The sequence below is a fragment of the Rheinheimera baltica genome (genome assembly GCF_030731985.1).
Taxonomy (GTDB): domain Bacteria; phylum Pseudomonadota; class Gammaproteobacteria; order Enterobacterales; family Alteromonadaceae; genus Alishewanella; species Alishewanella baltica.
Genome location: NZ_JAPJDY010000001.1, coordinates 472,101 through 486,855 on the forward strand (window position 1 = coordinate 472,101; position 14,755 = coordinate 486,855).

11 protein-coding genes and 2 tRNA genes are annotated in these 14,755 nt (G+C 41.7%); 10 read left to right on the forward strand and 3 right to left on the reverse strand.

Features of this window, described 5'->3' with window-relative positions:
* The first annotated feature begins 1 nt into the window (after position 1).
* From ORJ00_RS02220 to ORJ00_RS02235, 4 genes are read left to right on the forward strand one after another with little or no spacing between them, the layout of a single operon-like run.
* Positions 2-1,153 carry a carboxylate--amine ligase gene (locus ORJ00_RS02220; protein WP_306138862.1) on the forward strand — a complete coding sequence of 384 codons (1,152 nt, stop codon included), beginning with the start codon at positions 2-4 and terminating at the stop codon, positions 1,151-1,153.
* Positions 1,150-2,904 carry an asparagine synthase-related protein gene (locus ORJ00_RS02225; RefSeq protein WP_306138863.1) on the forward strand — a complete coding sequence of 585 codons (1,755 nt, stop codon included), beginning with the start codon at positions 1,150-1,152 and terminating at the stop codon, positions 2,902-2,904. The genes ORJ00_RS02220 and ORJ00_RS02225 overlap by 4 nt, the downstream gene beginning before the upstream one ends.
* A complete protein-coding gene (locus ORJ00_RS02230) occupies positions 2,888-3,934 on the forward strand; it encodes a GNAT family N-acetyltransferase (RefSeq protein ID WP_306138864.1) in 1,047 nt (348 codons plus the stop codon). The genes ORJ00_RS02225 and ORJ00_RS02230 overlap by 17 nt, the downstream gene beginning before the upstream one ends.
* Entirely contained in the window at positions 3,935-5,296 is a 1,362-nt protein-coding gene (locus tag ORJ00_RS02235; RefSeq protein WP_306138866.1) for an O-antigen ligase family protein, read from the forward strand. It begins immediately after the preceding gene.
* Here the strand turns inward: ORJ00_RS02235 and ORJ00_RS02240 are convergent, their stop codons facing one another.
* Positions 5,297-6,739, reverse strand: coding sequence for an oligosaccharide flippase family protein (locus ORJ00_RS02240; RefSeq protein WP_306138868.1), 1,443 nt, complete (start codon positions 6,737-6,739; stop codon positions 5,297-5,299).
* Positions 6,740-6,855: 116 nt separating this feature from the next.
* Positions 6,856-8,286 carry a TIGR03013 family XrtA/PEP-CTERM system glycosyltransferase gene (locus ORJ00_RS02245; protein WP_306138869.1) on the reverse strand — a complete coding sequence of 477 codons (1,431 nt, stop codon included), beginning with the start codon at positions 8,284-8,286 and terminating at the stop codon, positions 6,856-6,858.
* 166 nt (positions 8,287-8,452) lie between these two features.
* Here ORJ00_RS02245 and ORJ00_RS02250 point away from each other — a divergent pair, with 166 nt between their 5' ends.
* From ORJ00_RS02250 to ORJ00_RS02265, 4 genes are read left to right on the forward strand one after another with little or no spacing between them, the layout of a single operon-like run.
* Positions 8,453-9,082 carry an XrtA/PEP-CTERM system exopolysaccharide export protein gene (locus ORJ00_RS02250; RefSeq protein ID WP_027670821.1) on the forward strand — a complete coding sequence of 210 codons (630 nt, stop codon included), beginning with the start codon at positions 8,453-8,455 and terminating at the stop codon, positions 9,080-9,082.
* Positions 9,083-9,120: 38 nt separating this feature from the next.
* Entirely contained in the window at positions 9,121-10,686 is a 1,566-nt protein-coding gene (locus ORJ00_RS02255; RefSeq protein ID WP_027670822.1) for an XrtA system polysaccharide chain length determinant, read from the forward strand.
* The gene (locus tag ORJ00_RS02260; protein WP_306138871.1) at positions 10,683-11,588 is read left to right on the forward strand and encodes an XrtA-associated tyrosine autokinase; all 906 of its coding nucleotides are present in this window, start codon (positions 10,683-10,685) and stop codon (positions 11,586-11,588) included. Before ORJ00_RS02255 ends, ORJ00_RS02260 begins: the two co-directional genes overlap by 4 nt.
* Positions 11,575-13,185: an outer membrane beta-barrel protein gene (locus ORJ00_RS02265; RefSeq protein WP_306138873.1), complete on the forward strand. Its 1,611-nt coding sequence runs from the start codon at positions 11,575-11,577 to the stop codon at positions 13,183-13,185. Before ORJ00_RS02260 ends, ORJ00_RS02265 begins: the two co-directional genes overlap by 14 nt.
* Before the next feature lie 53 nt (positions 13,186-13,238).
* Here ORJ00_RS02265 and ORJ00_RS02270 read toward each other — a convergent pair whose 3' ends face one another.
* Positions 13,239-14,234, reverse strand: a complete 996-nt coding sequence (locus ORJ00_RS02270) for an ExeA family protein (protein ID WP_027670825.1) — start codon at positions 14,232-14,234, stop codon at positions 13,239-13,241.
* A 340-nt stretch (positions 14,235-14,574) separates the two neighbouring features.
* On the opposite strand from ORJ00_RS02270, the gene ORJ00_RS02275 reads away from it, so the two are divergent.
* Positions 14,575-14,650 (forward strand) — tRNA-Ala (locus tag ORJ00_RS02275).
* Between the two features lie 14 nt (positions 14,651-14,664).
* Positions 14,665-14,740: transfer RNA gene (locus ORJ00_RS02280), tRNA-Glu, on the forward strand.
* The last annotated feature ends 15 nt before the right edge of the window (positions 14,741-14,755 follow it).

Sequence of the window (14,755 nt, forward strand, 5' to 3'; positions counted from 1 at the left end):
TATGACCCCTTCCGTTGTCGTACTCAGTGCTGGCCCAAACGGACTAGGGGTGACACGAAGTTTATACCTCAAAGGAATAAAACCTTGGGTTATCAGCACCTCGTCGTTGGATGTTATTAATTATTCCCGTTTACCTGAAAGAAAAACAGTGCTTGACGCCAACTCAGAAGCTAGTCTGCTGGCGGTATTGAGTGATGTAGCTTTTGGCACTATTGTCATTCCAACTTCCGATTGGTTTGTGAGTTTTTTATCTGAGCACACCTCACAATTAAAACCCAGGTTGCTGTATCTGGAAGCTCCTGCGCAAATTACAGAGATGCTGATTGATAAAGCATGGGAAACGCAGTTTATCGCAAGTTATTGTGCCTTACCTAAAACGGTACAGGTGTTACAGGATGCGTCGTCATTGTTAGCCTGTTTAACTTTGCCCATAATTATTAAACCACGGTCGCATAAGCATATGGTATTGGGAAGTAAAAACCGGATCTTGACATCTGTGACTCAAGTGAAAACGTTTTTTAGCCAATACAAGTTGCAATTACAGCACTTAATTGCTCAGGAAATTGTGCCGGGTGATGACAGTTGTCAATGGGTATGTAACTGTTTTTTTGATCAGAATAATGAATTGGTGCAGGCGTTTACTTTTAACCGGTTAAGATTGTCCCCATCGCACTTTGGTGTTACCAGTTATGCACGAAGTCAGCAAAATGAAGAGGTTGTTCAGCTATGCCGGACAATAGGGAAAGCGCTGGGTTATGTGGGTCCAGCAATGTTAGAGTTTAAAAGAGACCCAAGAGACGGAGAGTATTACTATATTGAACTTAACCCAAGGCTTGGGATGTGCAATTACTTTGATACCTATTGTGGTATCAATAATGCTTTTGCGAGTTATCAGCTGTTGCAGGGCGAAACTTTGCCTGTAAACCCTAAGATGCAAAGTAATGTGATATTTGTCAGTTTGTATGAAGATTTTTTTTCCAGGCGTAAGGATGGTGAGAGCGTAATGGAAATATTACGAGATTATTGCCGTAACGCTCGGCAGAAGCATGTATTTATCTACTTTGTCTGGTGGGATCCTTTACCTGCGATGTACATGTTGCTGCAGCAAGTGAAACAAATGGGTAAGGCCTTGCTGAGCAGGTTAAAACAATGATTAATGATAGCAAAGTATTTCTTGGTAACGAGTATCTGCCTAACGCGCCGGTAAAATGCACAATTGGTACTTATCGGGTGTCAGCCTTTGCTCCCTCTCAATTTGCCGAAGATAGTACAGCTGCAGTGCTGATTTTTGGCTATATCCATAATCCAGAAGTATTGATAAGCCCTGCTTACTGGTTAACGTTGTTACAACAACCCGCACCGATGTTAGTGGCAGCACTAGACCAGCTAAACGGTGCCTATAATCTATTAGTGTTAAATAAGGTTAATAATAGCATCTCCGTAGTTACTGACCGGCTTGGTGGCCAGCGTATGTATTACTGGTCGACGCAAGAGGGGATTTGGTTAAGTCCAAGCCTTACAGGACTTGCCAATATTGCGAACTTCGGTCACGGTACCCCCACTAATTTTTCTGTGCCGGCTGTTATGGAACTGTTAAATTATCGCTGGTTAAGCGGAACAACAACGCCATTTGCAGATATTAATAAGTTGCCGCACGCTGCGGTGTGTCAGTTATCGCCAGGCTCCTCAATTCATACTTTAGTCCGTTATGGTATTTTGCCAGAGGCGCGAGCTGGAGTAACTGATGAATCGTTGCAAGTTCATGCTGACAGAGTTCATCAATTATTATTGGCAAATATCAGAGCATCTGTTCGTCCTGGCGATCGCGTCGCGGTTCTTTTGAGTGGTGGTGTTGATTCTTCCATTTTGCTAGGAATATGCTGTGATCTTAATCTCAATGTAGTTGCTATTACTCCACAACATGAAGGACATCACAATCCTGAATTGGAAACGGCAAAAACGTTTGCTGCTGAGCTGGGCGTAGAGCACAGAATTATAGCGGTAGAGGAAGCTGACGTTGCCCGTCATTATGCTGACGTTGTTGAGTTGCTTGGTGTGCCACCGCGTTGTCATAGTGCGGTATCGCTGTTAATTCTTCTAAGGCAGCTTAAAGGTAGCTTCGATAAAATTTTGTACGGTGAAGGCGCTGATACATTATTTGGTTCCAAAGCCGTAAAGCATTTTGCTTTACGGTTTAAAAAAAACCAACGGCTTAAGAAGGTGTTTCGTTATATACCTTATTGGCCCTGGCTGTTTAAAGTTTTGCCTTTACCTTATAAATTGAGGCACTTATTGCAGTTTGATGCGCTAAATGAGGCTATAGCAGTAAATCAGATTGTGTTGCAGAAACCGCTAAAGGCAAGTTTAAATGACCGCTTGGTTTTAGACAAGGAACTGATAAAAGCGGGGCTTAACGTCAGCAACGTTACAGTAGATACTTATGAGCGTGCTCTGCTTCAGTTAAAACAAATTATCTTTTCCAGCAGTGTGATAAATCATTTCTATGAATTGGAGTCTTTAGCTGCAGATAATAGTATTCAACTTATAAGCCCTTTTGTTTGCCAGCCTGTCATTGCCTATGCGGCTAGTCTGAGCGATACCAGCTATTTCGGTATTGAATCTGTTAAGCCAGTACTACGTAAAATTGGTGAGCGTTATTTTACACCATCACTAATGTACCTACCCAAGTATGGTTTTCCGGTGCCGCACAGTAATTGGTTAAAGGGCCCTCTGGCGACATGGGGTAGGGAAGCTACGGTGTTTTTTAGCTGCCCGATAGAGTATCTTGCTGACGAAGAGTTTGCCTGGTGCATAATTGGTTTATATTTGCTAGCTAAACGCAATCACATTTTACCATTGCGGCTGTTTGAAATCGATGGGGGAGTAGATGCTCCCCCTGGATAAATGGTATAAAATCAGTAATTTAGAACAGCTTTACTCTGTGGTGTCAGCTTGGTCAGCGCTAAATCAGCAATGTGACAGCAGCTTATTTTGTGACCCAAGATGGATCTGTAATTGGATATCAATTTACTGGCAGGATGACTGGAAACTGGAGGTGTGGGCTTATCAGCAGCAGGGGCAACTTGTCGCGCTGCTGCCTACATACAGCCAGCCAGGCACAAGAGCTGGGCGTGTATTGTACCCGTTGGGACAAGGTGAGTCAGAAGAAGCTGAAGTTGCTTCAGAATTTATTGATTTACTGCTGGCTCCTGAATTTCCGCTAATGGTACTGCATGGTTTGGCAGCACAGCTAAATGCTGAGCATTTTTACCACATAAGTTGGCGAGCTATTCTCGCCGATGCCAACATTTTGCAGCTAGCTCGTTTGCTTCGTTTTACACAGGTTAAACCTGCAGGGTTAAGGTATCAGGTTGTAGGTGGACCGTTAACACTACAGTCATCTCAAACTCGGCGAAAGTGGAAACTGTTTGAAAAATTACAGACTAATGGCCGTGCGACATTTAATTGGATTGATGCACAGCAAGTTGAAACATTTTGGCCTACATTAACCAATTTGCATCAAAAGCGCTGGCAGGCGAAAGGAAAAGCAGGCGCATTTATCGCGCCGGCATTTACCCGCTTTCATTTGGGGTTTGCCAGAAAGCAGCCAGACTGCATAAGATTGGCAATACTTCGGATAGACAATGAAATAGCAGCAATACATTACTTTTTGCTAGACAGAGATAACGTACATTTTTATCAGGCTGGCTGGCACGATAATTTTGCCCGCTGGTCCCCTTCGGCTATGTTGCACTGCTGGGTAATTGAACAAAGTATCGGAGCGAAATATGATTTTATGCTTGGTGATAAATTCAGCTACAAAGCCGACTATGGTACTGAGCAGGTTCAGTGTTATCAGCTTAACGGCTATAGCAATGTGATTCGTTATACTTTAGCGCTGCTAAAACAATTGAAACAAAGGATGTTGCAGTAAATGATGGGAACAAACACTAATAGACGAATTATTCAGCAAGTACAGTTGGACGCACTGGTCCCGTTTTTATTTCTGTGTACCTATATGGTACTGGTATTAGTTCGTCCACAGGAATGGATGGCAGAGTTAAAAGATCTACCTATAATCCGTTTGTCGCTTCTACTTGCTTTTTTTAGTTACATTGCATTGCAAAAAAACAAGTATCTCGCACCCCAAACAATATGCTGTATGGCGTTGACGGTAATTATTTTACTGTCAGGAATTCGTAATGGCTGGGCGATGGGGGGGGTGCAAAGTGCATCTGATTTTATTATTTCGTCAGTCTTGCCGATTGTTATATTTAGCGGGTTAGCGACAACAGTAAAGCGTAGTAAGGTATTGATGTTAATAGCGATATTGGCCTCTTTAGTTATGGTGAATAATGGCATTTCTCAAAAAAACAGTCCAGTTGGTATTGGCTGGAGTGGAAGTGCATTATCCTGGCTTGATCGAATAACCTATGTCGGTGTGTTTAACGATCCAAACGATTTGGGTATGTTTTTTGTTATGACATTGCCTTTTGCGTTGTACTTTCTATTTCAGGGTAACTTCATTACCAAGTGCATTTTTTCTGCGGTTGCTGCTTATATTTTGTATGGTGTTTATCTAACAAATTCTCGAGGTGCTTTGGTATCGTTGGTTGCGATGGCCGGAGTCTTTAGCTATTTGAATTGGGGTAAAGCAAAAACGATAATAACTTCGGCTTTGCTTTCACCAGGGCTTATATTTGTCTTTATGAAGTTCCGCTCGATTGATGTAGACGAAGAGTCGGCAGCTGGGCGGGTGGATTCATGGTATGAAGGTGTGCAGCTGTTTTTATGGCGACCGGTACTTGGCATCGGGCAGGGAAACTATTTGGAGTACAACTACATTACGGCCCACAATTCATATGTTCTAACACTGGCGGAGCTAGGGTTCTTTGGATATGTATTATGGATGATTTTTTTGCTGCTAACACTGTATATGGTTTACCCTCAACGCAAAATTAATACTCTTATGTTACCGGTTAAACCAGAAAAGTTTGGCACTGACCGTGAAGAAGAATTATTTAACCACAATTTTACACGGGTACGCGCGCAAAAGCGGTTAAGTGACTGTTTATTTTATTCTATGTTAGGTTTTGCCAGTACCATATTTTTTCTAAGTCGTACATATGCCGTGGTTGGTTATATTTTTGCAGGTATCGCAATTGCACAGTACTACCAAATTGCGAAATTTAATGCAGTTGCTCTACCGCGGTTAAATTACATTATCTGGCGTATTGTTGGAATTGCTGTACTAAGCATCCCAATGTTATTTATCCTAATAAAACTACTGTTGTAATTAACGTGTTGAAATTGCTTGTTTAAGTTCTTTCAATATTTTTCGTTCCACGACAAACAATGCCAGGAGGTAGCTTACTCCGCCCACTGATATCAACAGTAACAAGTTTAGGATGCTCGGTGTACCCAACAACTGTTTGGTCGCTATGACACTGATAACCATCAAAGCCGCACTTAACACTATCTTGCTGATGCTATATAGAAATGTACCTAACTGGAAATTAAACAGCCGACTATATCTTATAAGTACAATAATATAGATGAGAGGAAAACCAAGCAGCCACGCCATTGCCAAGCCAGTAGCGCCTAAATCTGCTGTTATAAACAGTGCTAAAGCAATTATCGCTATCATTATGAGAGTATTGGTAATCAAATAAGATACCTTACCTAGCGCTTTAGCGGCTGGCTGAAATAATTCGTCACTAAAGCGTAAAGGCATCAGAACTAAGATTAACATGGTTGGAAGAATCGCTGCTTCCCATTTTTGGCCTAGAATAATAGGTAAAATATAATCACTTACTGCAGCTAAACCCCAGAAAATAGGTAAGGTAAATAGTAAACCTAAGCGTTGGGCTTTAACAATAAAATATGAAATCTTAGCAGGCTCATCTTGTAATTGTGAAAATGCGGGAAACGAAATTTCTTTTATTAGAGGAAGTATTTTTCTCTGAGGCATTACTGCAATGTTAAGCGCTACTGTAAATATGCCAATTTCTGTAGTGCTGAGTAGTAAACCACCAATTGTAATATCTAAGTGGATAAAAATGTACCAAAGCAAGGTGAAAACTGAAATTGAACCGCCAAATCGAATGAGTGGTAGAGAATGTTTAACGTTGAAGCTTGGTAAACACGGTGCTGGGTGGTGATATAGTAGCAATGTTACCCTCACTGCAGCAGCAACAATTCCTCCATACACTAATGCCCAAAAACCGTATCCGTAAATTGCAAAAAGCAAAGTGCTAATAGCGGCTATAATATTTGACATGGCGTCTATTAATGCTAATTTTTTAAACGCCATTGCACGTCTTAATAGCGCTGAAGGTATTGTTTCAAAAGCCATTAGCAAGAAACACCAAGCGCTGACCTTGAGTACCTCTGCTACATATGGAGTTTTGTATAAAGTAGCAATTGGTTCAGCAAGTAAGTACTGAAAGCAAAAAAGTAAAAAGTATATACAAAGTGTTATACCAAAATAGGATGAAATAGCAGCTTTGTCCAACGTTCGCGCTTGTACAAGAGGGCTTATCGCGATTGTTGAGGCCATCGTGACCAATAAACTCGACAAAATGTCTGCTATTGCTACTATCCCATAGTCTTCTGGCGTTAAAATGCTAATGACCCAAAAGGTAAGTATCCAACGCAGTATTTGGGTTGTCGCTCTACCTAATGCAACCCACTTCAGCGAGTGCAACACGCTACTTTTTAGCGCTTTATCATTTGTCATGCTAAGTGAGACGCCTATCGTAAAAGTAAAGTCACATCATTGGCAACCGCAATTGCCTTTACCGAATCTAAAGTTGCAAGGTGCTAAGCTTGCAAGCTATTTGCATCGGTCTTCGTTCATCTGCCTCTACCAAATAACACGACTTCGACAGTCCTGATAAGAATAACGAGATCCAATATTAAACTGCGATGCTTAATGTAATATAAATCAAACTTAAGCTTTTCTTGTGCATCTTCAGCTGTTGCACCATAAGGATATTTAAGTTGCGCCCAACCGGTTAATCCTGGTTTTACATTGTGACGATTATTGTAGTAGGGAATATTCTTAGCAAGTTCCACAACAAACTCAGGACGCTCAGGACGAGGGCCAACAAATCCCATTTCACCTTTTAATACATTGAATAACTGCGGCAATTCGTCAATTCGATAACGGCGAATATAATGACCAACTTTGGTTACCCGAGTGTCATTTTTCGAAGCCCATTGCGCGCCGTCTTTTTCCGCATCGGTTTTCATACTACGAAATTTCAAAATATAAAATGGGCTGCCATCTATTCCAACACGCAGTTGTTTATAAAATACGGGCGCTGATGTTTTTCTACCATCTTCTAGATAAATCAGTAAAGCCGTAATCAGCATGATAGGCCAGGTAAAAAGCAGTAACATAACGGCGAGTACAACATTTAAAACATAACCAAGACTGGTTCTGAATCTGCGGTTAGACGTTAAGCCATTTGAATGAATTATCCAGCTAGGATAAATCAGATTTACGGCAATTTGTCCTGTTTCATTTTCTATAAAATCAAGTATCTCTATTATATCAACGCCACGCGTCTTGCATTTGAACAAGTCTTCTACCGGGAGTTTGTTACGTCGCTCGTCACAGGCAATAACCAGTTGATCAATTTTGTTTTCCATAACGAATTTAAACAAGTTATTACTGTAATCCAGACTTATTTGCCGGTTTTGCTGTATCGAAGCTTCTTCGTCACCCTCTATTGGAACGTAGCCGAGGATTTCGAAATCGCGACGGTCAACGTTACGGCGCATACGACGCTCTATTATGGAAGCGCGCTTACCTGCACCCAAGATTAAAATACGGCGGCGACTGATTCGATTAATGTCATGCATCTGACAGAACGCTCTAAACAACGACACACTAATTGCTGCGATAACTGAGGCGCACAGCAGGTATAGTGCGCTTATGTAAACGCTGGGGAATACTTGAAACACGATAAACTGAAGTATTATCGTACTAAACACCTGAGTAATAATAACACGCTTAACTACACCCTTGTGGCCTTCACGTAGCTTGTGATCGTATAACCCAACCGACAAGGCACAGAGCATTACCGTAGCGGCAAAAACAGAAATGTTAATTAAACTCGCTTCAGCGGAGACAACAACGTGGCTGGTATTGTGAATTAATATAGCAATCCAACTTGACAGGCAAAGCAGTGTCAATTCACCAAACAAAAAGAGTTTGTCAGCGACAGATTTCCTTCCATACCGACTTGCATTCATTTGACAACATCCTTGTGCATCCATTGCGATAAGACTATCGAGACATAGTCTCTGTACTAACTAGGCTAGTTTAGCTCAGTTCGGTTGAAGTTTACAGAACGAAACGAAAAATTAATTTGCATTTTCTGCAGCAAAAGCGCAGATTTATGCGCTATATTAGTAATGCATTTGCAAAAGGATGAGCATTATTATGGCATTAGCAATATTGGCAAAGCGTAGCTTAGCGCTATTTTTTTGTTTTTTAATGGTAGGTTGCGGCAGTACGTACTTGCCAAACGCTACCGTACACAACTCTCTGACAACATCTGTCGATAATTACCAATATTTGATAGGTCCAAACGACAGTGTTACAATTTTCGTTTGGCGCAACCCTGAGCTTTCTGGCAGCTTTATTGTTCGCCCTGATGGCAAGATATCAACTTCATTAGTAGAAGATGTGCCAGTTAGTGGTAAAACGCCAACTCAGCTAGCACGGGAAATGGAAGGAATATTAAGCAAGTATATTCGCGACCCTGTAGTTACGGTGTCAGTGACTAACTTCGTCGGGCCTTACAGTGAACAAATTAGAGTTATAGGCGCCGCAACAAACCCTCAGGCAATAAGTTATCGCGAATATATGACGTTACTGGATTTGATGATCGCTGTTGGCGGGTTAACCGAATTTGCTGCAGGTAATAGTGCCAAGTTAGTTCGTGTAACAGATGGCTCTCAAGTCACGTATGATTTACGGTTAGATGATCTTATCCGCGATGGAAATATTGCCGCTAACGTAGATATACTGCCAGGTGACGTAGTTATTATTCCTGAAGCTTGGTTTTAAGCGCGATTATTTTTTGTAGTACCGTCATGGAGTGACAGATGAAACAACTCACAGAGGCTATTGAGCAAATTACAACCTACAGCCGGGGGGTATGGTTACATAGACGTTATGTAATTATTACTGCCTGGTTGGCATGTTTGTTAGGTTGGTATGTTGTACATCAGCTTCCACCTGTTTATGAATCTGAATCAAAACTCTACGTCGAAACACAAACAATGTTGGAGCCGTTGCTTAAAGGTATTGCGATTCGTAACAATCCGGATCAGGAAATTAAGTTACTCGCTAAAACCCTGCTCAGTCGCCCTAATTTGGTGAAAATAGCGCGAGAAACAGATCTGGATTTACAAGCGGTAAACGATAAACAATATGAATCGCTTATTGATACGCTTATGGAAGACATAAAAATACAATCTTCCGGTCGTGAAAACATCTATGTGATTCGTTATCACAATAAATCCCCCCAGTTGGCACTTAAAGTCGTGCAAGCAACATTAAATACTTTTGTAGAAAATCATCTGGGTTCTTCCAGAGCTGACTCTAAGGGTGCTGAAAAGTTTTTAAGTGAACAAATCGCTGAATACGAGACCAGATTGGTTGAGGCTGAGCGGAAGCTATCTGAATTTAAGAAAAACAAAATGTTTATGATGCCCAGTTCAGAAAGCAATTATTATTCTCGCTTAAGTGCTGAGAAGCAAAACCTGGAATCTGCTACGTTAGAATTGCAGCAACTAGAAACACGTTTAGTTCTAGCTAAGGCTCAGCTTGCTCCTGGCTCCTCTGACGGTGGTTCGACGGTATCACCAGACTTTGTTACACCATTTGATGAACGAATTGCTTCACTTAATACCAGTCTTGATGGTTTGTTAATTAAGTATACCGAGAACCATCCTGATGTTGTTGAAACCCAGCGGTTGCTTAGTTTTTTAAAACAGCAGCGCCAAGAAATGTTGACTCAGGTTGCATCCAGTGACCAGAGTGCCGGTGTGGCAAATGAGTATGTACAACAACTCAAGATGAATGTGTCAGAACTGGAAGCGCAAGTGGCGTCAGTCAGAGTAAAAGTGGCCGCGTATTCACGAAAAGTTGTTGAGTTTGAAAGCAGATTAAGCCAGATACCAGAAATTGAGGCAGAATACACTGGTTTAAACCGGGATTATGAGATTAACCGCTCACAATATGAAGCGCTTTTGACACGTCGTGAAGCGGCCGAATTGGCACGAAAAGCCGACGTTTCTGAACAAGATGCCCAATTTAGAGTGATTGATCCACCGCGTGTTCCCATTACACCGTCAGGGCCAAAGCGGTTATTACTCTATACTGCTGTATTGATAGGTGCATTTGGACTTGGTGTCATGATCGCATTCATTCGTAGTCAAATATCGCCTACGCTGATATCCGTGTCTCAACTTAGAACGATTTCTGAAATTCCGGTATTTGGCTTTGTATCGCATACTAATAAGCCGCAGTTGTTGCGCCGTATTCGTTTGCATTTCATCTATTTTGTATTGTTAACAGGGCTGTTACTAACGTTGTATGCCACCATAATGGTTAATGAACTGCTTTTTGGTGGTACCGCTGAAGCAATATCGAGGGTTTTAAAGTGAGTATTATAGAAAAAGCACTTGATAAACAGTTGTCAGCGAAATCTACAACTGTGAAGCAAGAAGCAAAATTTTCAACCATTGAGTCGATGGAACAAATCGATAAGCCTGCGGAGAGCAAGGTTACACAACCTGCTTCGTTAAATGTTGCAAGTAAGTTTAAAAATGATATTTCTCGCAGTATTGAGTTGGACCTTGAAGATTTAGAGCAGCGCCATTTCGTGTCCTTATCGTCCAAGCGTCGCGCTATCAATGAAGAATTTAGCGTAATAAAGCGCAAGCTTATTAATAATGCATTTGGTCAGTTAAGTTCGTCTCTTAAGCATCCAAACCTTATTTTGGTGAGCAGTTCACGGCCGGGTGAAGGAAAAACGTTTACGTCTGTTAATTTGGCGCTGAGTATTGCATTGGAACAAGACAAAACCGTTCTGTTGGTCGATGCGGATGTGTTGCGGCCACAAGTGGCCAAGACGCTGGGTTTTGAAAGTGGTATTGGCCTTACAGACTATTTATCTTCTGATGACATAGACGTGCAAGATATTATCTTATCAACGAATGTTGAGCGATTGAAGATTATCCCAGCCGGCAGAGCGCACCATTTATCAACCGAGCTACTGGCAAGTAAGAAAATGGCTGAGCTGGTAGATGAGTTTGCTACACGTTACAAAGATCGTATTGTGTTGTTTGATGCTCCTCCATTACTCGGCGTAAATGAAACGGCAGTTGTAGCAATGATGTGTGGTCAAGCGCTTATTGTGCTTGAAGAAAATAAGTCAAAATTGGCTGAAATTGAACAATCTATCGCGCTGATACCACCTGAAATTGCTGTAGGTTTTGTCATTAACAAAGCGCATCGGACTCAGGTTGGAGAATACGGATACGGATATTACTATGGTGGTGCCTAAACTGCCCAGAGTAGTATGGTTACTAGTGCCCCTATGCTTGATAAGCAGTAACATGTTGCTTGCTGGCGATTTGCAAATTAAGCCTGGTATTGTCGTTGATATGTATGGCTACCAGATTAAGCAAGCCCAAAGTAGTGAGTGGGATGAGGGCGCCGCCCTCGCAGCAACGCCAAATATTGCATTTCTTTTTGATAGTAAATATTTAGTTTCAGTACTGGATTGGAAGCAAAAAAATGTTTTTTATGATGACGCGCAACGGTCAGACAAAACATTAGATTATATTGATTTTAACAGCCGATTATCTGCCTGGGATGATAGGGTAGCGCTATCGTTGAATGCCGGAGAAGGTTACCGTCTTAGAAATACGCAGCGCGGTGTTTTTGCGGATGAGATAACCGGGTTTTCGCAACTGAGTAAAACTCGTTATATGGGAACTTCGTTAGCGTTAAGCACTGCCAGACACCGTGCGACCCAAGGCGTTGTGAATTTTACTGCCAGAAAGATTAATTCTGAACTTCCTGTAATTAATGATGACGATCCTCAGTTTAACGAAGCCACATTTGATAATGCGCTTTATGAGTTGAATTTCGCTTTAGGCACTGCACAGCGTACTGTCGGTGTTTTTTGGCAAATAAGTGGCCGTTATGCAGAAAATGTTCGTGAAAATGCTATCGATCTTACGTCTGAAAACATTGAAGCGGTGTTGGCTTTACCTTTATTAGAACAATGGGCGTGGGTCAGTAAAGCCCGTTATGAGTCAAATGAGCTGTACGCAAATGCTGACAATGAATTCGGCTCAGTGGGTACCGGTTTAGAATACAGAATCGGCAAAGCGTCTTATATAAATTTGACATACAACGTGTTTCGGCGGGATCAGCTTCTGCTTGAGGACGGAGATTATTGGGCGTTAGATATGTTGTTGGCGCCCACGCGGCGTTCGTCAATTAAAGTGAGTTTAGATCAGCGCTATTATGGCCGTTCAGTTGAAGTCTCAGGTCGTTATCGCTTACGACATGTCTCTGCTCAGTTAACATACAATGAGCGCCTTAGAGTTATGAATGGTTTAGAAACTGAGGTTAATAATCTTGGTGTGCTTGTTTGTCCCGGTGGGTCGAGCGCTGCTGCTGATTGTTTTTTACCTCCATCGGCTAATTATGAATTATTACCTGGCGAGTATCTGCAAAACGTCTACGCCAATGAAATAGAATTCAACGAAAGTGTTGTTTTACGAAAAAGTGGGCTCTTCAATCTAGTTTATGACAAAAACAGACTCGTTTACGGTTTAAGTCTCAGTCGGAGTGAAGACGAGTATGTCGAAACAAACCGCTTTAATATTACAGATAACGTAACCGTGTTTGGTAAGTGGCGATTATCACCTACGATGCAGTTATCAACGGAATATAGCTGGTATGAATTGCAGTTTTCTACTGAACAGCGAACAGATAGAAGCATCAGAATTAAAGCGGGTATTAGCTTTGAAATTAATTCCCGCTCAGATATTTCACTGAATGCACAACGCGTTTCACGTGATTCCAATCTGCAAGAGTTTGATCTTGAAGAAAATCGGGTATGGGTTACTTACGCCTATAACTTTTGATTCGACTAAGTAAATGTCGAAGTGGCAAGGTTTATCTAGATAAAACGCAATACTTATTGCGTTTTATCTTCACGTTGTTGTAAGGCTTTATGTTGTTTCTTCAGCAACTCATCCATTTCCTGTAATAACCTAAGTTTCTCCTCAATAACAGAATTTAATGTTGAAGATAAAGTCGTCTGGCTTGAAATGGCTTGTTGAGGTTGCTGGATTGACGGTAACGATTGCTCGGGTGCGACATTAGCAATCTCTTGGTTTATTTCCTCAATAACAAGTTGGATATCTTCGCAGGTAAGTTGCTGCTTGTCTTCCAGATAGCCGTAAAGTAAAACCCTGTCCATTAACGTATTTATTTTACGCGGCACACCTTTACTTTGTCTATGTAACAGCGCAAAGCAGTCATCTTGTAGCATGGTAGTTTCACCACCAGCCTGATTAATTCGATATTGAATGTAGGCTTTAGTATCATCCAACTGGAAAGCTGACAAATTGGATGAAGCAATAATGCGTTGTCTGAATTGCTCCATATTGGGAGCTTGTACTATGGCGTTAAGTTCGTTCTGGCCAAGTAAAAAACTTTGTAGTAAAGGCTTACCGTTAAACTGAAAGTTAGACAACATTCTCAGCTCTTCTATTGAGGCAAGTGGCAAGTTTTGTGCTTCATCGACTAACAACAGGGCACGCCGATGTTGCGAGTGTAAACGCTTAAGATAATTATAAATAGCATCCAGGTAACTGGCTTTACTATGCTCAGTAACGACCAGATTAAAGCAGGATGCAATCATGCGAATTAAATCATCGGGCTCTAACTTAGAGGTGACAATTTGTTTAGCGATAATTTCATCCTGGCTCAACTGACTAAGTAATTGGTTAGCTATGGTCGTTTTACCGGTCCCGACATCACCGGTAATCACAATAAATCCTTCACCTTGCGAAAGACCATATTGTAAATAGGCTAGGGCACGTTTGTGTAATTTACTCGCATAGAACCAATTAGGGCTAGGTGTGAGCTGAAATGGTCGGTCCTTGAATCCATAGTACTTTTCGTACATCGCTGATCATCCTTTCATTATATGCAGCCACTAAGGCTTGAGCTTACACGTCGTTGTTAGTGTATACAAAAAGTGGCACGAACACGATGCAATCTGTCAGTTCCGGTAGTCGTTTTTTGTTGTTACATTTCTCTGTTGGGGCATTGTCGTTGTTTTTGTCAATTAAGCTATTAGAAAAACAGTATTTTCAATGGCTATTGTTGAATTAAACAGCGTTGCGTTTAAAAAATATCCGAACGCACAATCGAGCTGAAAAAACTGTTGACACATTTTCGGTGGCACCCTAGAATGCGCCCCGAGTTCAGCGCTAACGTAAGTTAGTTCGCGGCTCAAAAAGTGTGGGGCTATAGCTCAGCTGGGAGAGCGCTTGCATGGCATGCAAGAGGTCAGCGGTTCGATCCCGCTTAGCTCCACCAAGATTTTTTAGTGCGTCCCCTTCGTCTAGAGGCCTAGGACACCGCCCTTTCACGGCGGTAACAGGGGTTCGAATCCCCTAGGGGACGCCACTTCTTTTATTACCC

Coding starts and splice junctions, on each gene's coding strand:
- ORJ00_RS02240 (WP_306138868.1), bottom strand. CDS start 6,739: ATGACAAATGATAAAGCGCTAAAAAGTAGCGTGTTGCACTCGCTGAAG.
- ORJ00_RS02265 (WP_306138873.1), top strand. CDS start 11,575: ATGGTGGTGCCTAAACTGCCCAGAGTAGTATGGTTACTAGTGCCCCTA.
- ORJ00_RS02230 (WP_306138864.1), top strand. CDS start 2,888: ATGCTCCCCCTGGATAAATGGTATAAAATCAGTAATTTAGAACAGCTT.
- ORJ00_RS02270 (WP_027670825.1), bottom strand. CDS start 14,234: ATGTACGAAAAGTACTATGGATTCAAGGACCGACCATTTCAGCTCACA.
- ORJ00_RS02220 (WP_306138862.1), top strand. CDS start 2: ATGACCCCTTCCGTTGTCGTACTCAGTGCTGGCCCAAACGGACTAGGG.
- ORJ00_RS02245 (WP_306138869.1), bottom strand. CDS start 8,286: ATGGATGCACAAGGATGTTGTCAAATGAATGCAAGTCGGTATGGAAGG.
- ORJ00_RS02225 (WP_306138863.1), top strand. CDS start 1,150: ATGATTAATGATAGCAAAGTATTTCTTGGTAACGAGTATCTGCCTAAC.
- ORJ00_RS02255 (WP_027670822.1), top strand. CDS start 9,121: ATGAAACAACTCACAGAGGCTATTGAGCAAATTACAACCTACAGCCGG.
- ORJ00_RS02250 (WP_027670821.1), top strand. CDS start 8,453: ATGGCATTAGCAATATTGGCAAAGCGTAGCTTAGCGCTATTTTTTTGT.
- ORJ00_RS02235 (WP_306138866.1), top strand. CDS start 3,935: ATGATGGGAACAAACACTAATAGACGAATTATTCAGCAAGTACAGTTG.